23 protein-coding genes, 1 tRNA gene and 1 pseudogene are annotated in these 24,857 nt (G+C 59.3%); 10 read left to right on the top strand and 15 right to left on the bottom strand.

Annotation, left to right across the window (positions count from 1 at the left end; all coding sequences use genetic code 11):
• Positions 1-5 precede the first annotated feature (5 nt).
• Complete coding sequence (gene ribD, locus RAN89_RS10815) at positions 6-1,142, top strand: bifunctional diaminohydroxyphosphoribosylaminopyrimidine deaminase/5-amino-6-(5-phosphoribosylamino)uracil reductase RibD (protein WP_313866319.1); 1,137 nt, start codon at positions 6-8, stop codon at positions 1,140-1,142.
• A 54-nt stretch (positions 1,143-1,196) separates the two neighbouring features.
• The gene (locus RAN89_RS10810; RefSeq protein ID WP_313866318.1) at positions 1,197-1,820 is read left to right on the top strand and encodes a riboflavin synthase; all 624 of its coding nucleotides are present in this window, start codon (positions 1,197-1,199) and stop codon (positions 1,818-1,820) included.
• A 12-nt stretch (positions 1,821-1,832) separates the two neighbouring features.
• Here the strand turns inward: RAN89_RS10810 and rpiA are convergent, their stop codons facing one another.
• Complete coding sequence (gene rpiA, locus RAN89_RS10805) at positions 1,833-2,522, bottom strand: ribose-5-phosphate isomerase RpiA (protein WP_313866317.1); 690 nt, start codon at positions 2,520-2,522, stop codon at positions 1,833-1,835.
• Positions 2,523-2,588: 66 nt separating this feature from the next.
• On the opposite strand from rpiA, the gene RAN89_RS10800 reads away from it, so the two are divergent.
• Positions 2,589-3,668, top strand: coding sequence for a quinone-dependent dihydroorotate dehydrogenase (locus tag RAN89_RS10800; RefSeq protein WP_313866316.1), 1,080 nt, complete (start codon positions 2,589-2,591; stop codon positions 3,666-3,668).
• Between the two features lie 50 nt (positions 3,669-3,718).
• Here the strand turns inward: RAN89_RS10800 and RAN89_RS10795 are convergent, their stop codons facing one another.
• Genes RAN89_RS10795 through RAN89_RS10785 form a run of 3 tightly spaced genes read right to left on the bottom strand, consistent with a single transcriptional unit; the run spans position 3,719 to position 6,219 of the window.
• On the bottom strand, positions 3,719-4,582 hold the full coding sequence (locus RAN89_RS10795) for a DUF4394 domain-containing protein (protein WP_313866315.1): 864 nt from the start codon (positions 4,580-4,582) through the stop codon (positions 3,719-3,721).
• A 53-nt stretch (positions 4,583-4,635) separates the two neighbouring features.
• A complete protein-coding gene (locus RAN89_RS10790) occupies positions 4,636-5,739 on the bottom strand; it encodes an NAD(P)/FAD-dependent oxidoreductase (protein ID WP_313866314.1) in 1,104 nt (367 codons plus the stop codon).
• Positions 5,740-5,745: 6 nt separating this feature from the next.
• A complete protein-coding gene (locus RAN89_RS10785) occupies positions 5,746-6,219 on the bottom strand; it encodes a hypothetical protein (RefSeq protein WP_313866313.1) in 474 nt (157 codons plus the stop codon).
• Between the two features lie 120 nt (positions 6,220-6,339).
• Between RAN89_RS10785 and RAN89_RS10780 the strand changes: the two genes are divergently transcribed.
• Both RAN89_RS10780 and RAN89_RS10775 read left to right on the top strand, forming a co-directional pair.
• Positions 6,340-7,371 carry an alpha/beta hydrolase gene (locus tag RAN89_RS10780; protein ID WP_313866312.1) on the top strand — a complete coding sequence of 344 codons (1,032 nt, stop codon included), beginning with the start codon at positions 6,340-6,342 and terminating at the stop codon, positions 7,369-7,371.
• Positions 7,372-7,387: 16 nt separating this feature from the next.
• Positions 7,388-8,077, top strand: coding sequence for a PilZ domain-containing protein (locus tag RAN89_RS10775; protein WP_313866311.1), 690 nt, complete (start codon positions 7,388-7,390; stop codon positions 8,075-8,077).
• A 93-nt stretch (positions 8,078-8,170) separates the two neighbouring features.
• Here the strand turns inward: RAN89_RS10775 and RAN89_RS10770 are convergent.
• The 10 genes and pseudogenes from RAN89_RS10770 to uvrB all read right to left on the bottom strand — a co-directional run bounded on the left by RAN89_RS10770 (position 8,171) and on the right by uvrB (position 16,496).
• A tRNA-Val gene (locus RAN89_RS10770) sits at positions 8,171-8,245 on the bottom strand.
• 50 nt (positions 8,246-8,295) lie between these two features.
• Positions 8,296-9,006 (bottom strand): DNA polymerase III subunit epsilon, encoded by a 711-nt coding sequence (gene dnaQ, locus RAN89_RS10765; protein WP_313866310.1) that lies wholly within the window; start codon positions 9,004-9,006, stop codon positions 8,296-8,298.
• An 8-nt stretch (positions 9,007-9,014) separates the two neighbouring features.
• The gene (fdx, locus tag RAN89_RS10760; protein ID WP_087493596.1) at positions 9,015-9,353 is read right to left on the bottom strand and encodes an ISC system 2Fe-2S type ferredoxin; all 339 of its coding nucleotides are present in this window, start codon (positions 9,351-9,353) and stop codon (positions 9,015-9,017) included.
• A gap of 14 nt (positions 9,354-9,367) precedes the next feature.
• A pseudogene (hscA, locus tag RAN89_RS10755) lies at positions 9,368-11,222 on the bottom strand (Fe-S protein assembly chaperone HscA).
• Positions 11,223-11,233: 11 nt separating this feature from the next.
• Positions 11,234-11,749: a Fe-S protein assembly co-chaperone HscB gene (hscB, locus tag RAN89_RS10750; RefSeq protein WP_313866309.1), complete on the bottom strand. Its 516-nt coding sequence runs from the start codon at positions 11,747-11,749 to the stop codon at positions 11,234-11,236.
• Positions 11,746-12,069: an iron-sulfur cluster assembly protein IscA gene (iscA, locus tag RAN89_RS10745; RefSeq protein ID WP_138515903.1), complete on the bottom strand. Its 324-nt coding sequence runs from the start codon at positions 12,067-12,069 to the stop codon at positions 11,746-11,748. The genes hscB and iscA overlap by 4 nt, the downstream gene beginning before the upstream one ends.
• A 1-nt stretch (position 12,070) precedes the next feature.
• A complete protein-coding gene (gene iscU / locus RAN89_RS10740; RefSeq protein WP_087493592.1) occupies positions 12,071-12,457 on the bottom strand; it encodes a Fe-S cluster assembly scaffold IscU in 387 nt (128 codons plus the stop codon).
• A gap of 22 nt (positions 12,458-12,479) precedes the next feature.
• Positions 12,480-13,700, bottom strand: a complete 1,221-nt coding sequence (locus tag RAN89_RS10735; protein WP_313866308.1) for an IscS subfamily cysteine desulfurase — start codon at positions 13,698-13,700, stop codon at positions 12,480-12,482.
• 30 nt (positions 13,701-13,730) lie between these two features.
• The gene (gene iscR, locus RAN89_RS10730) at positions 13,731-14,267 is read right to left on the bottom strand and encodes a Fe-S cluster assembly transcriptional regulator IscR (protein WP_087493590.1); all 537 of its coding nucleotides are present in this window, start codon (positions 14,265-14,267) and stop codon (positions 13,731-13,733) included.
• A gap of 117 nt (positions 14,268-14,384) precedes the next feature.
• Positions 14,385-16,496 (bottom strand): excinuclease ABC subunit UvrB, encoded by a 2,112-nt coding sequence (gene uvrB / locus RAN89_RS10725; protein ID WP_313866307.1) that lies wholly within the window; start codon positions 16,494-16,496, stop codon positions 14,385-14,387.
• A gap of 66 nt (positions 16,497-16,562) precedes the next feature.
• Between uvrB and RAN89_RS10720 the strand changes: the two genes are divergently transcribed.
• The 5 genes from RAN89_RS10720 (at position 16,563) to rsxB (ending at position 22,503) form a co-directional block, all read left to right on the top strand.
• The gene (locus tag RAN89_RS10720; protein WP_313866306.1) at positions 16,563-17,606 is read left to right on the top strand and encodes an NAD(P)H-dependent flavin oxidoreductase; all 1,044 of its coding nucleotides are present in this window, start codon (positions 16,563-16,565) and stop codon (positions 17,604-17,606) included.
• A 107-nt stretch (positions 17,607-17,713) separates the two neighbouring features.
• On the top strand, positions 17,714-18,922 hold the full coding sequence (locus RAN89_RS10715; protein WP_313866305.1) for an amino acid aminotransferase: 1,209 nt from the start codon (positions 17,714-17,716) through the stop codon (positions 18,920-18,922).
• A gap of 90 nt (positions 18,923-19,012) precedes the next feature.
• The gene (locus RAN89_RS10710) at positions 19,013-20,356 is read left to right on the top strand and encodes a hypothetical protein (protein WP_313866304.1); all 1,344 of its coding nucleotides are present in this window, start codon (positions 19,013-19,015) and stop codon (positions 20,354-20,356) included.
• A gap of 54 nt (positions 20,357-20,410) precedes the next feature.
• The gene (locus RAN89_RS10705; protein WP_313866303.1) at positions 20,411-21,817 is read left to right on the top strand and encodes a polyhydroxyalkanoate depolymerase; all 1,407 of its coding nucleotides are present in this window, start codon (positions 20,411-20,413) and stop codon (positions 21,815-21,817) included.
• Positions 21,814-22,503, top strand: coding sequence for an electron transport complex subunit RsxB (rsxB, locus tag RAN89_RS10700; RefSeq protein WP_313866302.1), 690 nt, complete (start codon positions 21,814-21,816; stop codon positions 22,501-22,503). Before RAN89_RS10705 ends, rsxB begins: the two co-directional genes overlap by 4 nt.
• Before the next feature lie 29 nt (positions 22,504-22,532).
• Here the strand turns inward: rsxB and RAN89_RS10695 are convergent, their stop codons facing one another.
• Complete coding sequence (locus tag RAN89_RS10695; protein WP_313866301.1) at positions 22,533-24,845, bottom strand: methyl-accepting chemotaxis protein; 2,313 nt, start codon at positions 24,843-24,845, stop codon at positions 22,533-22,535.
• Positions 24,846-24,857: the final 12 nt, after the last annotated feature.

Here is a 24,857-nt window from a genome sequence, read left to right as displayed (position 1 = left end):
TAAAAATGAGTTCGATCGAGAAATTGACTGTTTCCGCTTTGGATGTGGCGGTGTTGGGTTTGCGCGTCACAAGCCCCAATCCACATGTCGGATGCATCATCGCCGATTCGAATGGAGAAGTACTCAGCTTAGGGCATACCCAAGAAGCAGGCGGCCCACATGCAGAAGTCGTCGCCCTGCGTAACGCAGCCGAAAAAGGCCTCTCAGTGGTTGGCGCCACGGCTTACGTAACCCTGGAGCCTTGCTCTCACCACGGCCGCACTGGCCCCTGCTGCGATGCGCTAATTCAAGCGGGCATCAAAAAGGTGGTGGCGACCAACCTCGACCCCAACCCACTGGTGGCCGGCAATGGCTTTACCAAGCTGCGAGCGGCGGGCGTGGAAGTCGAGGTACTGGCACCGGACCACCCTCTGGCTATTGAATCCCGCGAGTTGAATATCGGTTTCTTCAGCCGCATGATCCGCAAGACCCCGTGGGTGCGCATGAAAGTGGCGGCGTCGTTAGACGGTACTACTGCTTTGGACAACGGCGCTAGCCAGTGGATTACCGGGCCTGCTGCGCGGGAGGATGGCCACGCGTGGCGCGCACGGTGTTGCGCCATCCTCACAGGCATTGGCACCGTGTTGGCAGACCGGCCCAGGCTGGATGTCCGTTTGGTGGAGACGCCAAGGCAGCCGCATCTGGTGGTGGTGGACAGCAGGCTGGAAACGCCGCTGGACGCTCCTTTTTTTATAGCTGGTCGCACCGTATTTATCTACGCCGCGGCCCCAAATGATGCCAAACGAGCCGCGTTGGAAGCATTGGGAGCTACCGTCATTTTCATGCCCGGTAAAGACGCCAAGGGCCAACCTACCGGCAAGGTGGACTTGGCTGCCATGATGCAGGACTTGGGACGTCGCGAGATCAATGAGCTCCATGTAGAAGCCGGCTTCAAGCTCAATGGCTCGCTGCTGCGTGAAGGGTTGGTAGACGAGTTTGTGGTGTATCTCGCCCCCAAGTTGCTGGGCCAAGGCGCAGGCATGTTCCACTTGGGACCTCTCACCGAATTGAGCCAAGGCGTGGAGCTGGAGTTCAAGTCCACCGAGATGGTCGGCCCGGACCTGCGCATCGTGGCGCGCGTGCAGCGGCGCGACCAGTTCTAGGGTTTTGCGGGCGGGGCTCGTTCTGCCCTACCCTTTCCCTGCGAAAATGAATGGATGTTCACAGGCATCATCACCGGCGTTGGCCGCATTTCCGCCGTCCAGGCACTGGGCGAATCCTCCACTCATGGCAAGCGCCTCACCATTCAAGCCCCGCCGGGCTATCTGGACGATGTGGGCTTGGGCGACAGCATTGCGCTCAACGGCGCCTGCATGACGGTCACCACCTTCGATGTGGCAACACAAAGTTTCACCATCGACATTTCTGCGGAGTCCCTCGATAAAACAGCCGGTCTCGACGGACTTGGCACCGTTAACCTCGAGAAAGCGTTGCGCGCCAACGATCGCTTGGGCGGGCACATTGTGTCCGGTCATGTGGATGGCATCGGCAGCATCAGCCACTTTGCCCGAGTAGGTGAAAGCTGGGAGCTGCGGGTGATGGCGCCCCCTAGTTTGGCCAAGTACTTGGCCTACAAATGCTCCATCACGATCAATGGTGTGAGCCTGACGGTGAACCGCGTGGCGGATCTGCCCGGCGGATGCGAGATAAGTATCAATCTGATACCCCACACGGTTGAAAACACCGCCTTGGGAACTTTGGCCCAAGGCAGCCGTGTCAACTTGGAGATCGATACGGTGGCGCGCTATGTAGAGCGCATGATGTCTGCGCCTGCGGTGTAAAACTTCCGAGCTTTACTGAAACGTTAACGTTTTGACACCACTGGCTGTGCCGAGCAAACACACCTGGGCCCGCTGGTAGGCGAACACACCTACTGTCACCACGCCGGGCCACTGGCTCACCTCCGCTTCGAAGGCCAGTGGGTCAGTGATCTGCAGGCCGGTTACGTCCACGATGTACTGGCCGTTGTCGGTCACCAAGGGTTTGCCATCTTTCAAGCGGATGGAACCTTTGCCGCCTTTGGCAGCAAACTGGGCGATGACGCGCTGCGTCGCCATGGGGATGACTTCCACCGGCAAGGGAAACTTGCCCAATGTTTGCACCAGCTTGGACTCATCCGCAATGCACACAAACTTGGTGCTTTGGGCGGCCACGATCTTCTCGCGGGTCAGCGCGGCACCGCCCCCTTTGACCATATTGCCGGCACCATCAATCTCGTCGGCGCCATCGATATAGACCGAGAGCTTGTCCACCTCGTTGCTGTCAAACACCTGGATGCCCAGCGCCTGCAGGCGCTCGGTGCTGGCCACGGAGCTGGACACGGCGCCCTTGATCTGGTCTTTGATGGTGGCCAGCGCGTCAATAAATTTGTTCACGGTGGAGCCGGTACCCACGCCCACGATCTCGCCGGGCACCACGTACTGCAGGGCGGCCTGGCCTACCAGGGTTTTGAGTTCGTCTTGGGAGAGTGCGGGTGTGGTCATGAGGAAAGCCTGAAAGGTCCTGAGGGACAATGGAGGGAGTTGAAATCTGAAAGCAGGAATTATCCGATGTCTCTGGTGCCCTACGCCCTCGCCCGCCGCGTTTTGTTCAATCTGGACCCCGAAGTCGCCCACGACATCACAATGGCAGGCTTGGCTGCCAGCCAGGGCAACCCGCTTAAGCTGGCCTACTGCAACAGCCGGGTGGACGACCCGGTCACCATCGCCGGCTTGATGTTTCCCAACCGCGTGGGCATGGCCGCCGGCCTGGACAAAAACGCCCGCTGCATCGATGGCCTGGGTGCCATGGGCTTCGGCTTTGTGGAGGTCGGCACCGTCACCCCATTGGCCCAGCCGGGCAACCCCAAGCCCCGCATGTTCCGCCTGCCCGAAGCCAACGCGCTCATCAACCGCCTGGGCTTTAACAACCATGGTCTGGACGCCTTCATTGTCAATGTGCAGCGCTCCGCCCTGCGCCAGAGCAAAAACCCGTCTCTGTTGTTGGGCCTCAACATCGGCAAGAACGCGGCCACCCCCATCGAGAAGGCTACCGACGACTACCTGATTTGCCTGGACGGCGTGTACCCGCATGCGGACTACATCACTGTCAACATCTCCAGCCCCAACACCAAGAACCTGCGCAGCCTGCAAAGCGACGAGGCGCTGGACGCCCTGCTGGGCGCCATTGCCGAGCGCCGCGAACAGCTGGCCCAAAAGCACGGCCAGCGCAAACCCGTCTTCCTGAAAATTGCCCCGGATCTGGAAGCAGACCAGGTCGCCGTGATTGCCGCCACGCTCCAACGCTACGGCACCGATAGCAGTGGCAAGGTCAACAACGCCTGGGGCGTGATCGGCACCAACACCACTTTGTCACGTGAAGCGGTCAAGGGCATGCCACATGCCGATGAGATGGGCGGCCTGTCAGGCGCTCCGGTGCTGGAGAAGAGCAATGCCGTCATTGGCCAACTGCGTGCAGCGCTGGGTAAAGACTTCCCCATCATCGGCGTGGGCGGCATCATGTGCGCGGCCGATGCGGTCAGCAAAATTCAAGCGGGTGCGGATGCGGTGCAGATCTACACCGGACTGATTTATGCCGGGCCGCAGCTGGTGAAAGATGCGGCGCTGGCACTCAAAAATCTAAAGAAATAGGCTGCTGGCGCACGCATCTATTGCGCGAGCAGCTCCTGATTTCATAGCAATCAGAGTTCAACGGCCATACCCAGCACCTTGGCACCGTCACCGATGGTGCCGATAAAGGTGCCTTTGCCGGTCTGCAGGTCCAAGCTGTAGAGCCGGGTAGTTGCATGGGACTTTAGCCGGATGGCGGCAAACGCAGCGCCCGACACATCCGCAATGTCCATGCTGGCATCCACCATGTCGGCAACACCAATCGCCCCGACGGTGAACAGCTGCCCGGTATTGAACGACACCACCGGCTGCACGCCCTCCGCCGAGCCCATGGTGACCAGATAGCCGCCATTGCGGTCAATGGCAAAGTTGGTGGTGAGCTTGTCGTCCTTCTTGTTGTAGGTGTATGCGGCAGCAACCACTTCGGGCTTGGTGCCCGCGCGTTTGTCGGTGGGTGCATAGGCCGGCGCGGGGTCGGTGGCAGCCAGTGCACCGGTGTCGGGGTGCAGACGCAGGTTCTGGCCGCTAGCCCCCATCACCCGCACCCGGTCAGCCACCGGGTTGAAGTCCATACCGAAGGCATCCCCTTGCAGCGCCACCGCGGGCGTACTTCCGACCGCCTTCATGGCGCCGCTGGCGGTATCCACGGTGTAGAGGCGCCCGGACTTGCTCAAAGCAAACAGCACACCCTTGGAGATGCGGTAATCCACACCCACCAGGGTGTCACCCGCAGCCAAGCCAGACAGCATGACGCGGCTCAGCACCTTGGTCGGCTGGCCGGCGTTAATGGTGAGCAGCTCCAGTTTGTCGGTGACTACGTGCAGGGTTTCTTTGCGGGGCGCACCGGCCTGCTCCTGCATGCCAGCACATCCTGCCAAAGCCACAAGGGCACACGCAGCTCCGGCGCGTATCCAATGAGAAATAGTGAACGACATGTTTTGCTTTCCTTCCTGTTTCGACAATTCAGACTCGTGCACCCGCAAGCCTCTTATTCTGCGCCGACCAGGCCCTCTATATACGCACCGATTGCCATGGCACTGGTCAGCCCCGGCGACTCGATACCCAGCAGATTGATCCAACCCAGCACACCATGTTCGCCAACCCCTTGGATCAGAAAATCCGCCGCCGGTTCACCGGGCCCCGAAATCTTGGGCCGCATGCCGGCGTAGGCGGCTTGCAAAGCGCCATCCGGCAACGCCGGCCAGTATTTGCGTATTTCACTGTAAAACACCTCGCCGCGAGCAGGATCAACCTGCAGGTCCTCGGGGTTATCTACCCACTCCACATCAGGCCCGAAGCGGGCTTGTCCGCCCATGTCCAGCGTCAGGTGCACACCCAAGCCAGCCGCTTCGGGAACCGGGTAAATGAGGCGACTGAAGGGGCTGCGTGAGGACAACGCAAAGTAACTGCCCTTGGCGTAATGCGCTCTCGGTATCGCCTCCTGCCGCATCCCGCGGCAACGCCGCGCTACCTCACAAGCCTGCAGACCGGCCGCATTCACCACCGTTTTCGCACGCAACTCCGTGCCGTCCTCCGCTACTAATTCAATAGCGCCTCCCGCATATTCGGCGTGCGCCAGCACCGAATTCACGGCCAGAATGCCTCCGGATGCTTCCAGATCCCCCAGTAAAGAGACCATCAGGGCGTGGCTGTCCACGATTCCTGTGGAAGGCGACAGCAAAGCGCCTACGCAGTGCAATGCAGGCTCAAGGCTTCGCGCCTCGGCCTGGTCCAACAGCCGCAGGTCACCGACGCCGTTCGCCGCAGCTTTTGCCTGTAACACCTCAAGTTGGGCAAGTTGGTCGGTCCGCGTGGCTACCAGCAATTTCCCGCACTGTTGATACGGGAGATGCCGCTCTTGCAGGTAGGCGTAAAGCAGCTGTTTACCTTCTACGCACAAACGGGCCTTCAGGGAATCTTTCGGGTAGTAGATGCCTGCGTGAATTACCTCGCTATTGCGCGCACTTGTCTGGGTGCCAAAACTCTCGCATGCCTCAAGAACCAACACCTCACGCCCGGCCAAAGCCAGACTGCGCGCGACTGCCAGCCCCACGACGCCCGCACCGATCACTACGCAATCAACGGTATCCATATCGCGTCAAGGAGTTACCGGTGCTGCACCTACAGCGGCTTTTGCAGACGCACGGGCCAGGTACGCCTGGGCCTCTGGGGCCTCCATCCCGAAAGTCAGTGCCACCGTGGCATCCTGGTAGGAGCCGAAGGCGTAGCCCTTCACTTCATTCACCAGGGCGAATCGCAGGTCAAACATGCCGCCATCGCTGCAACGCATGTCCATGGCCCCCGAATTCACCGCCGTGAAGCGCAAGGAGCCTGCACAACTGGCAATGCTGCCCTCCCCCGCCATCCGGATCGCCCCGGTGCGGTCCGGCCTCAACTGCACATCGCCCTCGAGGCGTTGGCCATTGATCTGCATCAGCGCTGGTTTGGTGCTTGAGGCCAGATGCCAGCCGACGTGCTCCATGTCTGCGCAGCCTGAGATCAACCCGGCGCACAACAGACTTATGGCCGGCAAACTGCTCCAGCTCCCGGGGACCACCGCTTGTAGTTTCATACCCACTCCTGCATGCCCGCAAAGCGCGAGCCGGTGTACCATCTTAGCGAGGGAGGCGAACGCCAGAGCATCAAACAGTGCGCTTCCTACGGGCCATTTCAACCACAGGGAGCCATTGACTTGTCAACCATTGCATCCACCTCCTTAAAGGCCACCGGGAGCCGCTGGTTCAAGGTTCTGACAGGCCTGCTGGCCACATTGGCTATCGCCGTTGCCGTGTTCTTTGCCGGCCCCCGCAACGCATTCGGCCCCGATAGCCCTTTGCCACGCGCGCAAGCGCCCCAAAACGTGGCTGAGCTGGACACATGGATCAGCGCTCAAGAAGCCAAGATGAACAGCATCAAGCCCGGCAATGCAAAAGGCATTGTGTGGGCGGGTGAAGCCGGGCAGCGCACACCCTGGTCAGTGGTCTACATCCATGGCTTTTCCGCAAGCCGTCTGGAAACTGCCCCTTTGACCGAACAGGTTGCCAAAGCACTGGGCGCCAATGTCTTTTACACCCGCCTCAGCGGCCATGGTCTTCCCGGTGCTGCCATGGGCCAGGTATCCGTACAAGACTGGCTGGCAGACGCTGACGAAGCGCTTCGCATCGGTCAGCAACTGGGCGAAAAGGTATTGATCATCAGCTGCTCGACCGGGGCGACTTTGTCAACTTGGTTGGGCACCCATGACCGCAATGCACAGGTAGCGGGCCACGTGTTCGTATCGCCCAATTTCGGCCCCAAGGACACCCGGGCAGACCTCATCAACGGCCCATGGGGCCACCAGATCGCCTTCGGCATTCTGGGCGAACAGCGCAGCTGGACTCCTGCCAGCAACGCGGAGGCAAATGCCTGGACCAGTAACTACCCGACCAAAGCTTTGTTTCCCATGATGGCGCTCGTCAAAGGCGTGCGCGAAGGGCCCTTGGAGCGATTCAGCACGCCGGTTTTGGTGTTTTACAGCGCTGCGGACGAAACGGTAGAACCCGAGCAAACCAAGGCAGCGATTGCACGCTTCAATTCCCAAACCAAACAACTGGTGCAGGTCGACTACAGCGAGTCCAAGGGCCAACACGTGCTGGCGGGCGCCATCAAAGCGCCCAAGGCCGTTGCCCCCATGGCGAAGACGATTATTGAATGGGCACAAACCTTGCCAGCACCCGCCCTGTGATACCGGCGAGATACCCATGACCGACACCCACGACAACGCTGCCCATCCTGCCGATGCGGTTTTGCGACTGCCACTCAAGGCGCTGGGCCTGCGCTCCGGCATGGCTTTGCAGACCCGGCGTCTGGCAGAAGGTGCCACCAAAATTGAAGCCCAGTTTTTCGGGGCGATCGAAGGTAAAGGGGTTATGGTGGGCCCCGCAGGCTCGGACGCGACCCAAACCGAAATGACGCAGGGTGACGTGTGTGTCGTTCGGGGCTTTACCGGCCAGCACGAGTTTTCCTTCATCAGCAAAGTGCTGCAGACCTTCGAGAAGCCTTTCGCGTATGCCCTGCTGGCCTACCCGGCACTGGTCGATGCCAAACAGGTCCGCCAATCCATGCGCACCAAAGTGTCCTGGCCAGCCCGCGTGCAGTTGGAAGGATCGGATGACAAACGTGACGTAATCCTCGTGGACCTCAGCCCGCAAGGCGCCATGGTTCGATGTGCGACACCACTGGGCGCCGTAGGAGCAGCCCTCAGCCTCGGTTTGGAAGGTCGTATCGATGGCGCGCCCTTGTCACTCGAGATCAGCGCGACGGTATGCCACCACAGCCGCCCACCAGGGCTTGAAAGCTACATCGCGGGTATGGCCTTCAAAAACCTCAGCCGGGAGGACAAACTGGCATTGCACTACTTGACCCAGCCATCACCCACTGCGCCCGGCTGAAGTAATGTTCTGCCGGCGACCCGGCACAGCGTCAGGCAGAAGTGAAAGAGCAAAGAAAAAAGCCTTCTAAGCAGAACTTAGAAGGCTTTTTATTGGTGGGCGATACATGGATCGAACATGTGACCCCTGCAGTGTGAATGCAGTGCTCTACCCCTGAGCTAATCGCCCTTGAAACTTTGTTTCCGTATCAAGGAAGTCTCAAATTATATACCAAATTTTCAGGCCATCAGCTTCCAGACGGTTTTTCCTCCGCTGGACTTGTCGAGCTGACTGAGGACATCCTCGTGCGCAGCCATTTCCTGCGCATTGGCTTCGAGCACCGGGAGTTGGATGCTGCGCAAGTCGAGCTGCTCGACCACAATGCCGGCTTCCTGAGGCGCACTGCTCTCCATGAGCAGGGCATCCTGCCCGCGCGTCATGTTGATGTAAACATCTGCCAGCAACTCGGCATCCAGCAAAGCGCCGTGCAATGTGCGGCCGGAGTTGTCAACTTCCAGGCGGTCGCACAAGGCATCCAGACTGTTGCGTTTGCCGGGAAACATTTCCTTGGCCATAACCAAGGTGTCCAGCACCCCTGCTACGCAGGTCTTGAAGGGTTTACGGCCGGTACGCCCCAGTTCCATGTCAAGAAATGACAAGTCAAAAGGCGCGTTGTGAATGATGATTTCAGCGCCGGCAACGTAGTCCACCAGTTGCTGTGCAATCTCTTCAAAACGCGGCTTGTCGCTCAGGAACTGTGTGGTCAAACCGTGGACGCGCAGCGCTCCCTCGTCACTATCCCGCCCCGGGTTCAAGTAGAAATGGAGGTTGTTGCCAGTCAGCTTGCGGTTGACCAATTCCACGCAGCCAATTTCCACCATGCGATCCGGGTTGTCCGGATGGTTGGCATAGAAGCCGGTGGTTTCGGTGTCCAGAACAATTTGGCGCATGGCTGGCCTCAGTGGTTCTCTTTGGCGTGATTGATCGAGTACTTGGGAATTTGCACCACCAGATCCTGCTGCGCCAGATAAGCCTGGCAGCTCAGGCGGGATTGGGGCTCCAGGCCCCATGCCCGGTCCAGCAGATCTTCTTCTGTCTCTTCGGCTTCATTCAAAGAGCCCAAGCCCTCGCGCACGATGACATGGCAGGTCGTGCAGGCACAGCTCATGTCGCAGGCATGCTCGATAGCGATACCGTTTTCCAGCAGCGCTTCACAAATGGAAGTGCCTGGTGCGGCTTTCACTTCCGCGCCGTCCGGGCAGTACTCTGGATGTGGAAGGATCTTGATGATGGGCATAGGGGTCAATTCGTTCAGATGGATTCGATGTTTTTACCAGCCAACGCTTTGGTAATCCCGCGATTCATGCGCATGGCGGCAAAGGGTTCAGTCACATCGGCGAGGGCCTTCACAGCTGCCTCGATGACAGCAGGTTCTGTCGCTGCAATGGCTTGCGTCAAATGCAGCATGGCTTGGTCCACCGATGCGCGCTCAGTCTCGTCCAACAAGTCACCGTCAATGTCCAACGCACTGCGTGTGGCCAGCAACAAACGGTCGGCATCTACCCTCGCCTCCACCAGTGCGCGGGCACGCATGTCAGCCTCGGCAGTGCTGAAGCTGTCTTTGAGCATGGCAGCGATCTGGTCATCCGTCAGACCGTAAGAAGGCTTCACGTCAATGCGTGCCTCCACGCCACTGACCTGCTCTTTGGCAGACACGTTCAGCAACCCATCCGCATCCACCGTGAAGGTCACCCGGATACGGGCTGCGCCAGCCGCCATGGGGGGAATACCACGCAATTCAAAGCGGGCCAGGCTGCGGCAATCCGCGACCAAATCCCGCTCGCCCTGGACCACATGCAAAGCCAGCGCTGTTTGGCCATCCTTGTAGGTCGTGAAATCCTGGGCCATGGCCGTAGGGATGGTCTGGTTGCGGGGAACAATGCGCTCCACCAGACCGCCCATGGTCTCTACACCCAGCGATAGAGGAATCACATCAAGCAAAAGCAGTTCACCGGACGGGTTATTGCCCGCCAGTTGATTCGCCTGGATGGCGGCACCCAAAGCGACCACCTCGTCCGGATTCAAATTGGTCAGGGGCTCCTGGCCGAAAAACGCGCCTACTGCGTGCTTGATCTGCGGCATGCGGGTCGAGCCACCAACCAGAACGACGCCTTTGACTTCTTCTTTACCCAAACCTGCATCACGCAGCGCCTTGCGCACCGCTTGCAAGGTACGGGCGGTGAGTGACTGCGTAGCTGCTTCAAACTCTTCGCGATTCAATGACAAGTCGATCTCGCCGCCGGACAGCTCCACTTCCACAGTGGCAATGTCCTCGTCAGACAAGGCTTCCTTGCATGCCCGCGCCGCGGCCATCAGCTCTGCCTGGTCTTCCGCTGTATCAGCACTCAAGCCGCTACGAACGAGAATGGCTTCAGCCAGCGCTCGGTCATAGTCGTCCCCCCCAAGGCGGAGTCGCCTCCCGTGGAGAGCACTTCAAATACACCTTGGGACAAACGAAGAATGGAGATATCGAATGTGCCCCCCCCAGGTCATAGATGGCGTAAACACCTTCTGCTGCGTTGTCCAAACCGTAGGCAATGGCAGCCGCCGTGGGCTCATTGATAAGCCTCAGGACATTGAGGCCCGCCAGCTGGGCCGCGTCTTTGGTCGCTTGGCGCTGCGCATCATCAAAATACGCAGGTACGGTGATTACAGCGCCGAAAATGTCGTCGTTGAAGCTGTCTTCCGCCCGGAATCGCAACGTGGCCAGAATCTCCGCGCTGATTTCTACCGGGCTTTTGATGCCGGCAATGGTACGGATGCGGGCCATTCCCGGCTCATCAACCAGCGCATAGGGCAGCTTTTCGATGTGCGCCACATCGGCCACGCCGCGGCCCATCAAGCGTTTCACGGACGCAATGGTGTTGCCGGGGTCAGCGGTCTGGCTGGCAAGCGCCTCAAATCCGATTTGCCTGCGGTCTGCATCCAGGTAGCGGACCACGCTGGGCAATACGACACGACCTTCCGCATCGGGCAGGCACTCAGCCACGCCGTTACGTACAGCGGCCACCAAGGAATGCGTGGTCCCCAGGTCAATACCGACGGCAATACGGCGCTCATGGGGATTGGGAGATTGCCCGGGTTCAGAGATTTGCAGAAGCGCCATGGAGACTCACACTATTCAAATTGATCCAAGCGCTGATTCAGGTCTTGGGCGAACTTATCAATAAACATCAATGCCCGGACACTCGCAACCGCAGACGCAGGATCACGGTCTTGATCCAGGCACTTTTCACACTGTGCCAGCAGGTCCTTGCGCGCGGCTTGCACATCAGTGAGCAGCGCTTCCACCGTATCCGCCTCGCTTGCATCATCCAGCGCCTCACGCCACTCCATTTGCCGCATCAGGAATGAAGGCGGCATGGCTGTGTTGCTATGAGCCTGAATGGGGAACCCGGCCAACTCACACAAGTAGGCTGCACGCTTCAAAGGATCCTTCAAGCGCTGGTACGCCTCGTTGATACGTACCGACCATTGCATGGCAACGCGCTGCGCAGCAACACCATGGGATGCGAACTTGTCGGGGTGGGCCTCGCGCTGAAGCTCTTTCCAACGCGCATCCATGGCTGCGCGATCCTGGGCAAATGATTGCTTCAGGCCGAACAGCGCAAAGTCATCATCGTGCAAATTCACACGCGGAAGGACTCACCGCAACCGCATTTGTCACGCTCGTTGGGGTTGTTGAAACGAAAACCTTCGTTCAGCCCTTCGCGCACAAAGTCCAGTTGCGTACCGTCGATATAAGCAAGGCTCTTGGGGTCCACCAACACTTTCACGCCGTGGCCTTCGAAGACGACGTCTTCGGGCGCCAGCTCGTCCACATATTCGAGCTGATACGCCAAGCCAGAGCAACCGGTCGTCTTCACGCCCAATCGCACGCCAACGCCTTTACCGCGCTTGGTCAGATACCGGGTGACGTGCCGCGCAGCAGCCTCAGTCAGAGTGACGGCCATATCAGTTCAGGTGCTTTTTCTTGTAGTCATCCACGGCTGCCTTAATAGCGTCTTCCGCCAGGATGGAGCAGTGAATCTTGACCGGTGGCAGTGCCAGCTCTTCCGCGATTTGGCTGTTCTTCAGGGCAGCAGCTTCGTCCAGCGTCTTGCCCTTTACCCACTCAGTGACCAGGGAGCTGGAAGCAATCGCAGAGCCGCAGCCATAGGTCTTGAAACGGGCGTCTTCAATCACGCCGGTTTGGGGATTGACCTTGATCTGCAACTTCATCACGTCACCGCAAGCGGGGGCACCCACCATGCCGGTGCCCACAGACTCGTCGCCCTTGTCAAAGGAGCCGACATTGCGGGGGTTTTCGTAGTGGTCAACGACCTTGTCTGAATATGCCATGTGGAATACCTCGTAATTTCAATCAGTGCGCCGCCCACTGGATCGTGGACAGGTCAATACCTTCTTTGTACATATCCCACAGGGGACTCAAATCACGCAGCTTGGCCACGTTTTGCTTGATCGTGTCTACCGCGTAATCAATGTCTGCTTCGGTCGTCCAACGACCGATGGTCATGCGCAAGCTGCTGTGGGCCAACTCATCGCTGCGGCCCAACGCGCGCAACACGTAACTAGGTTCCAGCGAGGCGGAAGTACACGCCGAACCACTGCTGACCGCAAGACCCTTGATACCCATGATCAGCGACTCGCCTTCCACATAATTGAAACTCATGTTCAAGTTGTGGGGAACGCGCTTTTCCTTGTGGCCGTTGATGAAGACCTGCTCTATCCCCTCCAGGCCGGCCAACATGCGGTCATGCAAAGCCTTGATGCGCTTGTTCTCTTCGTGCATCTCGGCCTTGGCGATAGCGTAAGCCTCTCCCATGCCCACGATCTGGTGGGTCGGCAATGTGCCACTGCGCATACCGCGCTCATGGCCGCCACCGTGCATTTGGGCCTCCAGGCGGATGCGTGGCTTACGGCGCACAAACAGAGCACCGATGCCTTTGGGGCCATAGGTCTTGTGAGAGGTGAGGCTCATCAGATCGATAGGCAACTGGGACATGTCAATATCCACACGACCGGTCGCTTGCGCTGCGTCGACGTGGAAAATGACTCCCTTTTCGCGGCAAGCATTACCCAGAGCGGTCACATCCTGGATCACGCCAATTTCGTTATTCACGAACATGACGCTGGCCAAAATGGTGTCAGGGCGGATCGCTGACTTGAAGGCATCCAGATTCACCAAGCCGTCTTCTTGCACATCAAGGTAGGTCACCTCAAAGCCTTGGCGCTCCAGCTCGCGGCAGGTATCCAATACTGCCTTGTGCTCGGTTTTCACCGTGATGATGTGCTTGCCTCTGCCTTTGTAAAACTGCGCTGCACCTTTGAGCGCCAGGTTATTGGACTCGGTGGCGCCCGATGTCCAGACAATTTCACGCGGGTCCGCGTTGATCAGGGAGGCGACTTGCTCGCGGGCTTTTTCCACTGCGGCTTCCGCTTCCCAACCCCAGGCGTGGCTGCGGGACGCCGGATTGCCAAAGTGGTTGCGAAGCCAGGGAACCATGGCATCCACCACCCGCTCATCGCAGGGGTTGGTGGCGCTGTAATCCATGTAAATCGGGAAATGAGGTGTGGTGTCCATAGCTGGCTCGATGCTGGCTGTCAGTAAAAATCAGGATTTGGAGAAGGCGTTGCCCAAGGCGAAGACCGAATTGGGCGCATTCACACGAATGGGCTTGACCACAGGCATGGCCGAAATGGCACGCTTGACGGTAGGCTTGTCTTCGATTTGCAGACCCTTGGCCAACTGGTCGTCCACCAGCTTTTGAAGAGTGACCGAATCCAGAAACTCCACCATACGGGTGTTCAGGGAAGCCCACAGGTCGTGGGTCATGCAGCGGGCACCTTCGCCCAGACAGTTTTCTTTGCCACTGCACTGGGTGGCATCAATCGGTTCATCCACCGACGTGATGATTTCCGCCACGGTGATGTCAGAGGCCTTGCGAGCCAAGGTGTAACCGCCGCCGGGGCCACGGGTCGACTCGACCAGATCATGGCGACGCAGCTTGCCGAAAAGCTGCTCAAGGTAAGAAAGGGAAATTTGCTGGCGCTGGCTGATGGCAGCCAGAGTCACAGGCCCGGAGCTTTGGCGCAGGCCCAGATCGATCATCGCGGTGACCGCAAAACGGCCTTTGGTGGTGAGACGCATCGCTTGCTCCTTCGTGGCAGGGTTGTTGACTAGCGGACTCAAGTATAGCACTAAACCCCGCAGATCACTCGGGTAAGCAGACTGATCAGTCTATTTACCCGATAGGAATAATCAACTTTACAAAATCACGACGTTGTCCGCTCCCGGCGCACCAAAAGCCTGCTCCTTCAGGATGGTCAATTGGTCCCGCACGCGCGCCGCCTTTTCGAACTCCAGGTTGCGGGCATGCTCCATCATCAGCTTCTCCAAGCGCTTGATTTCGCGGGAAATATCCTTCTCGCTCATGTCCTCCACCTGCGCCCGTTGCTGGGCATCGCGCTCCAGGCGTTCTGCCTCCTTGCCGGCCTTTTCGCTGTACACGCCGTCAATCAGATCCCGCACTTTCTTCACGATGGCCTTGGGCGTGATGCCACGCTCCAAGTTGTGGGCCATCTGCTTTTTGCGGCGGCGTTCAGTTTCACCAATGGCGCGCTCCATGGAGTCGGTGATCTTGTCGGCGTACAAAATCGCCTTTCCTTCCAGGTTCCGGGCCGCCCGGCCAATGGTCTGAATGAGTGATCGTTCGGAACGCAAAAAGCCTTCCTTGTCGGCATCCAGAATGGCCACGAGCGACACCTCGGGAATATCCAAACCTTCCCGCAGCAGGTTGATCCCCACAAGGACATCAAAGGTACCCAGACGAAGGTCGCGCAGAATTTCCACCCGCTCCACGGTGTCCACATCGCTGTGCAGGTAGCGCACCTTCACGCCGTTGTCCGTCAGGTAATCCGTCAACTGCTCCGCCATGCGCTTGGTAAGCGTTGTAATCAGCACACGCTCGTTTTTGTCCACGCGGATACGGATTTCCTGCAGCACATCGTCCACCTGGGTGCCCGCTGGCCGTACTTCCACTTCAGGGTCCACCAAGCCTGTTGGCCGCACCACTTGCTCCACCACCTGACCGGCATGCTCGTTTTCCCATTGCGCGGGTGTGGCAGACACAAAGATGACTTGGCGCATCTTGGTCTCGAACTCTTCAAACTTCAACGGCCGGTTATCCAGGGCGCTAGGCAATCGAAAACCATATTCCACCAGCGTCGTCTTGCGGGCCCGGTCCCCGTTGTACATGCCGCCAAACTGGCCGATCAGCACATGGCTTTCGTCCAGAAACATGAGTGCATCTTTGGGCAAATAGTCCGTCAGCGTCGAAGGTGGCTCGCCGGGGGCAGAGCCGCTCAGATGGCGGGAGTAGTTTTCAATGCCTTTGCAGTGCCCCACCTCACTCAGCATTTCCAGATCGAAGCGGGTGCGCTGTTCCAGCCGCTGTGCCTCCACCAGCTTGCCTGCCGAAACCAGCTCTTTGAGGCGGTCTGAGAGTTCCGTCTTGATCGTTTCCACTGCGGCGAGCACCTGATCGCGGGGCGTCACGTAGTGGCTGCTGGGGTAGACCGTGAAGCGCGGGATCTTCTGGCGAATCCGGCCGGTCAGCGGGTCAAACAGCTGCAGGCTCTCGATTTCGTCATCAAACAGCTCCACGCGGATGGCCATTTCGCTGTGCTCCGCCGGAAAAATGTCGATGGTGTCGCCCCGCACCCGGAAAGCGCCGCGGCTGAAGTCCATGTCATTGCGCTGGTACTGCATGCGCACCAGCTGGGCAATCATGTCCCGCTGACCCAGCTTGTCGCCCACGCGCAGCGTCATCACCATCTGGTGGTAGCTCTCGGGTTTGCCGATACCGTAGATCGCAGACACGGTGGCCACGATGACCACGTCCCGCCGCTCCAGCAGGCTCTTGGTGCACGAGAGGCGCATCTGCTCGATGTGCTCGTTGATCGCGCTGTCCTTTTCAATAAAGAGGTCACGCTGAGGCACATAGGCTTCGGGCTGGTAGTAGTCGTAATAGCTGACGAAATATTCCACCGCATTCTTGGGAAAGAACTCGCGAAACTCGCTGTACAGCTGGGCGGCCAGCGTTTTGTTGGGCGCAAACACGATGGCCGGGCGCCCCAAACGGGCAATCACATTGGCCATGGTGAAAGTCTTGCCCGAGCCGGTCACGCCGAGCAGGGTCTGGAACACTTCACCGTCTTCCACACCACTCACCAGCTGGCTGATGGCCTCCGGTTGGTCACCCGCCGGCGGATACGGCTGGTACAGCTCGAAAGGCGAATCGGGGTAGCTCACAAACGTGCCCGTGCGCACCTGTTCGGCATCATCGGTTACTGCAGGGGTGGGCTGAGGGAAAGACATGGCGGCAGGCTTCAAAGGGGCAAAGGTGGAACTGTAGACTAGACCGCTCACACGCAGGAAGACGCTATGCCAAACCCCTCATTCCTGGGCACCACCCTCCCCCTGGTTCAGGCCCCCATGGCAGGGGTACAAGGCCATGCACTGGCTGCCGCGGTCTGCAATGCAGGCGGCTTGGGCTCCATTCCAGCGGCGATGCTGAGCCAGGAAGCGCTTGACAAAGAGCTATCGCAGCTCACCGCCCTCACCGACAAACCCTACAACGTCAATTTCTTTTGCCATACCCCGCCCGAGCCTGACCCGGCCCGGGAAGCGCTGTGGCAACAGACACTTCAACCCTACTACAACGAGCTTGGGCTTTCACTTGCCGGAATCGCGCCCGGCCCCGGACGCGCCCCCTTTAGCGAACAAGCCGCTGATGTTGTCGAGGCCTTCAAGCCTGCGGTCATGAGTTTCCATTTCGGGTTGCCTCCCAAGACGCTGTTGGCACGCGTCAAAAGCTGGGGCAGCCGGGTGCTGGCCTCTGCCACCACGGTGGATGAAGCCCTGTGGCTTCAGGCGCATGGTGCCGATGCCATCATTGCCCAAGGCCTGGAGGCAGGCGGCCACCGCGGAATCTTTTTGAACGGAGACTTGAGCACCCAAATGGGCACCATGGCCTTGTTGCCGCAGATCGTGCAGGCTGTTCGGGTGCCGGTCATTGCCGCCGGGGGCATTGCCGACGCAGCAGGCGTAGCCGCAGCCATGGCGCTCGGCGCGTCTGCGGTGCAAATCGGAACCGCTTATATGTGCTGTCCGGAAGCCACGACATCGGCCTTGCACCGCGCAGCACTTCAAAGCCCCCAAGCCCGCCATACAGCGCTCACCACCCTCTTCACCGGGCGCCCTGCACGCGGCATCGTGAACCGGCTGATGCGCGAACTCGGCCCTTTGAACCCTGCCGCCCCCGCATTTCCGTTGGCCACCGCGGCCATTGCACCCTTGCGTGCAAAGGCAGAGAGCGTTGGCAACGCCGACTTTTCCCCATTGTGGAGCGGGCAAAACGCCTCGCAATGCGGCAATCTGCCGGCAGCCGAACTCACGCGTGCACTGGCAAAGGGCTTCGTGCGTTAGTTGCGCAGAAAAGGCACCAGCTCGGTGCCCAGTAAAATAGGGAGAACCCGCAGCGCTGACAGCGTTTACGGGCAACCCTCACGACATTCCAATCACAGGACTTATCCATGTCTCTCTTTACCGCCGTCGAAATGGCTCCCCGCGACCCTATCCTGGGTCTGAACGAACAATTCAACGCTGACACCAACCCCAACAAAGTCAACCTGGGTGTGGGCGTGTATTTCGACGACAACGGCAAACTCCCCCTGCTGCAATGCGTGCAAGCGGCTGAAAAGACCATGATGGACAAGCCCACTGCACGCGGCTACCTGCCTATCGACGGTATTGCCGCCTACGACGCTGCAGTCAAGGGCCTGGTCTTCGGCGCTGACTCCGACGTCGTCAAGAGCGGCCGCGTGGCCACCGTGCAAGCCATTGGCGGCACCGGCGGCCTGAAGATCGGCGCCGACTTCCTCAAGAAGATCAGCCCCAACGCCACGGTCTTGATCTCCGACCCCAGCTGGGAAAACCACCGCGCACTGTTCACCAACGCCGGCTTCCCGGTGGACACCTACCCCTACTTCGACCAGAGCGCCAACGGCGGCCTGGGCGGCATCAACTTTGACGGCATGCTGGCCAAGCTGAACGCCGCTGCCGCAGGCACCATCGTGCTGCTGCACGCCTGCTGCCACAACCCCACCGGCTACGACATCACCGCCGCCCAATGGGAGCAAGTGATTGCTGTGGTGAAGGAACGCAACCTCACCGCTTTCCTCGACATGGCCTACCAAGGCTTCGGCTACGGCATTGCTGAAGACGGCGCGGTGATCGCCAAGTTTGTGGCCGCTGGCTTGAATATCTTCGTATCCACCAGCTTCTCCAAGAGCTTCAGCCTCTACGGCGAGCGCGTGGGCGCCCTGAGCGTGGTCGGCAGCAGCAAGGAAGAAACCGACCGTGTCCTGAGCCAGCTCAAGATCGCGATCCGTACCAACTACTCCAACCCACCCACCCACGGTGGCGCCATCGTGGCTGCCGTGCTGAACAACCCCGAGCTGCGCGCCCAGTGGGAACAGGAACTTGGCGAAATGCGCGTGCGCATCAAGGCCATGCGCCAGAAGCTGGTGGACGGCCTCAAGGCCGCCGGTGTGGCCAAGGACATGTCCTTCATCACCACCCAGATCGGCATGTTCAGCTACTCCGGCCTCTCCAAAGACCAGATGGTGCGTCTGCGTTCTGAGTTCGGCGTGTATGGCACCGACACCGGCCGCATGTGCGTGGCTGCCCTGAACAGCAAGAACATCGACTACGTCTGCCAGGCGATCGCCAAGGTCGTCTAAGCAAGACCGCGGGGCGCAGGCCCCGTACGGGCAGCTATTGTTTTGATAGCTGCCCGCGCATATTCCACGGGCGCTGATGGAGAAAAATGCATGAAGAAACTGGCGTATGCCTTGGGTGCCCTGATGGGGCTGATGTCTTCCACTGCGGGAGCCTGGGGGAACCATACCCTGGCCGCCTACCGGGCCCTGGAGGCCATGCCCGAAGTCGTAAACGCGGCGCCGGTCACGGTAGAGCCGCTGGATGCTTTCCTCAAAGCGGAAGAAAAAACCATAGAGGCACTGCTGGCCAGCCAGGAAGCGTGGGCTGTTGCAAATTTGCAAAGTTATCCGCCCCGCCCGGCCAAATTGGCGTTCACCGCGAACCCGGACCGTAGCGATGACGCCCGCCGCCTCGCTTTTGCCCATGCACTGCGCATTGCACCGAACAGCCGCTTCGCACTCTTCATCCAGCCGGACCCCAAGACTGCCGTATCCCCCGCGCCCCGCCTGCCCTCTGAAGCGGTAACGACACTGCCCATGTTGGGCAATGCGAGCCAGAAGTTCCAACCCTTGAAGGCTGGTGACACCGTTGCACCCTTGGCCGTGGTTGCCAGCGCCGCCGATGAGCCTGACTACGGGCTGGATATCAACCTCTTTGAAGACAACCCCTCCGAATGGGGAAAGATGTACGGTTTCGGTACCCAGCCCTTTGGCAACCCCATTCTGGTGTATTCCAGCCAAGCCCCCTTCCACATGGGCTTCATGCACGAGAGCAAGGTGCTGTACACCGCAGCGCCGTTTATCAAGCGCACCTTCCCCCAGCTGCGGGTGTACCAGTACTCCACCCTCGCTTCGCTGGCCTTCCGCACCGGGCACCCCTACTGGGGCTGGCGCTTCACCGGCCTGGCACTTCATTACATCCAGGACCTGACCCAGCCTTACCATGCCACCTTGTCACCCGGCGACTCAACCCTCAAGCTCCTTGCTGTGAACGCCATTTCCATGGTGGGCTTGTCAGGCATGAAAAACGACATGGTGACCCTGCTCTCCAACCGCCACCTGGCATTGGAGAAGTACCAAGCGGAGGTACTTTTGAACTCAGCACTGGCCAAGCAGGACACAGCGCTTGACCAGGCGCTGCGTAACTCCGAGAAAGACAGCAGCTACCCCGAGTGGTACGACCACTATTTGCGCAACGTCGTCTCCGCACAGGCAGCCGGCTATGGCAACCGCATCGCCCAAACGCTGGTGGCCAGCATGCCGGAGGGCTTTGTGTCCGACCCCTCTTTTGATTTCGGTGCCAACGAAGAAAAAGTCACCATGGTCAAGGAATTGGCCAATGCCCAACCCGAGGCCAAATCCCGCCTGGATGCGCTGGTGGCGGAGTTGCTGTCCAACTTCGGGGCCCACAGCCGGAATACGGTTCGAGGGATTCTCAAAGCCAGTAATCGCTGAAACAAACAACACTGTTATATTGCACTGCAACATTTCCCCGAAAGCGAGTTCTCCATGCTGTACCAGCTCTACGAAACCCAACGTTCCCTGATGGAGCCGTTTTCCGATCTGGCACTGGCAGCGGCCAAGCTGTATAGCAATCCGCTGTCTCTGGCCGGACAAAGCCCGTTCGCCCAGCGCCTGTCAGCCAGCTACGACCTGATGCACCGCTTGGGCAAGGACTACGAAAAACCCGAGTTCGGCCTGCGCACCATTGACGTCGATGGCGTGGACATCGCCATCCATGAGCGCGTGGAGATCGCCAAGCCCTTCTGTGAATTGCGTCGTTTCAAGCGCTTTACCGATGACACCGCGACCCTGGAAAAAATCAAGGGTCAGCCGGTGGTGCTGATCGTTGCGCCATTGTCGGGCCACTACGCGACCTTGCTGCGCGACACCGTCAAAACCATGCTCAAGGACCACAAGGTCTACATCACCGACTGGAAAAATGCCCGTTTGGTGCCCCTGTCGGATGGCGAATTCCACCTGGATGACTACGTTAACTACGTGCAGGAGTTCATCCGCCACGTGCAAGGCAAGTACGGCAATTGCCACGTCATGAGCGTGTGCCAGCCGACCGTGCCCGTGCTGGCCGCGGTGTCGCTGATGGCCAGCCGCGGTGAGACCACGCCGCTGACCATGACCATGATGGGCGGACCCATCGACGCCCGCAAATCCCCCACAGCGGTGAACAACCTGGCCATGAACAAGAGCCACAGCTGGTTCGAGAACAATGTGATTTACCGCGTGCCCAGCAGCTTCCCGGGTGCGGGGCGCCGCGTCTACCCCGGCTTTTTGCAGCACACCGGCTTCGTGGCCATGAACCCCGACCACCACGCCAAGAGCCATTACGACTATTTCAAAGACCTGATCAAGGGCGACGACGCATCCGCCGAAGCCCACCGCAAGTTCTACGACGAGTACAACGCCGTGTTGGACATGGACGCCGACTACTACCTGGAGACCATCCGCGTCGTGTTCCAGGACTTTGCGCTGGTCAGCGGCACCTGGGATGTACGAAGCGAAAAGGGCAAGATCGAACGGGTCAAGCCCTCAGACATCACCACCACGGCTCTCTTGTCGGTTGAAGGTGAGTTGGACGACATCTCGGGCTCCGGTCAGACCCGTGCAGTGCACGACATCTGCAGCGGCGTCCCCAAGTCGCTACAAAAGCACTATGAGGCCATGGGCGCCGGTCACTACGGCATCTTTTCCGGTCGCCGTTGGCGCGATATGGTGTACCCGCAGGTCAAGGCCTTCATCAAGAGCCACGACAAGCCCACGAGCGCACCCAAAGCCGTGAAGGTCACTGCGGCAGCCCCGGCAGCGGCTTCTGAAGCAAAAGTGACTCCAGCGCCCGCCAAGACTGCGCGAGCAGCTACCAAAAAAGTAGCAAGCAAGCGGGTCAGCACCGCCAAGTGAGTACCGTCCCGGAGGCTGCGCCAGCGTTGGCGCAGCAGCTTCTGGACGCACTGCCGCAAACCCAGTGCACCCGCTGCGGTTACCCCGATTGCGCCGCTTATGCCGGCGCCATGGCACGTGGTGAAGCCCCCATCAACCAATGCCCGCCCGGCGGTGCAGAGGGCATTGCACGTCTGGCTGCCATCACCGGCCAACCCGTCATTCCGCTGAATCCGGAATTCGGGATGGAGGCGCCACGCACCGTGGTGTTCATCGATGAAGACTGGTGCATTGGCTGCACCCTGTGCATCAAGGCCTGCCCCACCGATGCCATCATCGGCAGCAACAAGCGCATGCACACGGTGATCGAGCCTCACTGCACCGGCTGTGAGCTATGCCTTCCCGTGTGCCCGGTGGATTGCATCATGGTAGAAACCGTTTCCGGCGAACGTACCGGTTGGGCGGCATGGAGCCCCGAAGAAGCCGCCAACGCTCGCCAACGTTATGAGAGCCGGCAGGTGCGGCAAGCGCGCGAAACGGAAGAACATGCCCAGGCGATGGAGGCCAAAGCCCGCATGAAGCTGGCTGACCTGCCCGCCCATTCCCAGCACACCGATCCGGCTATCCTGGACAAAAAACGGGCGGTGATCGAGGCGGCCCTCGCCAGGGCGCGCGCCCGCAAAGCCACACCCGGCACGGGCAGTTGAAGCGGGCAGGTGAACCCTGCCAGCTCCGATCAAAGACTGCTCATCAGGCTCTTGTAGACACCGCAGCCCACGTAGACATCGTCTACCTTCAGCACGTAAGACATCTTGGTTTGCACCTGGCCGGTGAGCGGGTTGGCGATCTCGTACTCCACCCAACCCGGATTTGCTTCCGCCTGGTGGATGATGGAGTCGATCAAGGCATTGCCATCAATGCCGGCGACATCCTGCACCCGGGTGCCGACCTTGGCCTGATTGCCTGCAAATGCGAGGTACTGCCCATTGCGGTCCAGCACGAACACGTACATGTCACGGTCAAACAAACCGGAGTGCTGGGCCGTCACTTCGCGGATAAAGCTGTCCCGGCTACCGCTGCTGCGACGCAAGTCCAATGCACGGTCCACCAAATGACGCGCCTCGTCCGCAGAACCCTGCTGAAGCTTGAACACCGACACCGCATCGGCCAACACGCTGGCGCGGGTCTGCAGCGCGGTCGCTTGGTTCACCGCCTGCTCCACCATGGAGGCGTTTTGCTGGGTAATCTCATCCAACTGGCGGATGGCGGTGGTGATTTCCGCCAGGCTGGCACTTTGTTCCGCGCTGGACGCGGAGATCAAGGACATATTGCCCGCAACGCCGCGCACTCCGTCAGCGATCGCAGTGATGTTCTTCGCAGCGGTGCGAATTTGCTGTACACCCGCTGCCACTTGAGCAGTAGAGGTGGTGATGAGCTGGCGAATTTCCTTGGCAGAAGCGGCAGAACGTTGGGCAAGCGAACGGACCTCCGTCGCCACCACAGCGAAGCCACGGCCAGACTCGCCTGCTCGTGCAGCTTCTACGGCTGCGTTGAGCGCCAGAATATTGGTCTGGAACGCCAGACCATCAATCACGCCCACGATTTCATCCATACGGCGGGTGCTGGCTTCAATGGCTTCAATGGAGGAAATAGCGTGAGACATTTCAGTCGCCCCACTCTCAGCCGTTTTGCTCACTTGCTGGGCAGCTGTGTCTGACTGGACTGCTGCATTTGCGTTGTCCCTTACCGTTGTGGACACCTCCTGAACGCTTGCAGAAGTTTCTTCCAAATTTGCAGCTTGCTGCTCTGTGCGGTCTGAGAGGCTGGCGCTGGAAGCGACCAATCCGTCGCCCGCAGCGGCAACCAATGCTGCATTACTTCTAACACTTGCCACCATGACCGAAATGTTGTTCACCATCACCGCCATGGAGTGACTCATGTCCGACAACTCATCATTGCCACGTATTCGGGCAATAAATCGCATGTTTCCGCTTGCGGTTTCCTCCATAAAGCGCAGAACCTGCCGCAAGTCAGCCAAGAAACTCACGTTAAAAGAGAAAATCGCGTAAAGCAAGCCAAAAACTGCGACTGTGCTGAGGGCCAATGTGATCTGGACTTCCCGCTGCAGTGCTGCAAGACGGTTTTCGAGGTTCAGTTGGAGGGCCGTGCTGATGTCTTTCTGGTACTGGCCTACGGCGTCTACCACTTTGCTGCCAAGATCGAAATATGCTTTGGCCCCACCGGAGTCAGACCCCTCCTTAAACCGCAGGCGCGTGGTCCGGACAAACGCGTCCAGTGCCTCTTGCGCCGGTTGATAGTTGCCATGGTCAGCGCCTTTGGCGGTAAGTAGCGAGACCGGCAATTCAACTTCGCGACGCTTTTCTAGCAAACTGTCGAGTAAGGTTTGAATTCGGCCCAAACCTTTTTCATCCAGCGTCTCTTCACTCAATAGTCCAGCCCCTGTTCCCCGCACAATCCCTACCGCCTCGCGCAAAGGAATAAGCCGATAAACAATCAACTCCATTTGCAAAAAAGCTGCCGGGTCCGGGTCGTATAGCAAACCCGAAGCGTCAGCTACTTGGTAACTCGTCTTTATCAGCTCGGCGACCAACGCAGAGTGCATCGAAAAGCTCTCCGACACGCTTTTGCCTGCCAAGTTGGCAAACAGGCCATCCAGTCGTCCCTTGGTTTGAGCCCAATCTGCAGGTAGTAATTCTGTGTGCCCGTTCACTCGCGCGGCTGCCTCAGTCAATGCACTGCGGGTTTTGTCGATGGGCACCACCACAGAGTCGCCCCCCAGCAGCTTCATGTTGGTCTGCCCCCTGTGGGCTTGGACCAGTCGCGCAAGCTCCGTGATGTCAGTCAGCACGGTCGTCCCTGCGATCTCAGACTTGGTAATCAAGATACTGGCGTAAACCGTTTTGACCTGTTGGTAAACGATAAACACCAACGGAATCAAAACAATCAGTGCCAACAGGGCGAGCTTGACGCCAAAGCGCATCTTGCGCATAGCCCACATACCGGGGCCTAGCAACTTCACAAAGCTCATAACGGGCGTTCC

The organism is Rhodoferax mekongensis, from assembly GCF_032191775.1.
In the GTDB taxonomy this organism is placed as follows: Bacteria; Pseudomonadota; Gammaproteobacteria; order Burkholderiales; family Burkholderiaceae_C; genus Allorhodoferax; species Allorhodoferax mekongensis.
Note: the sequence above shows the minus strand (reverse complement) of the source record. Positions and strands in the feature narration are given on the sequence as shown.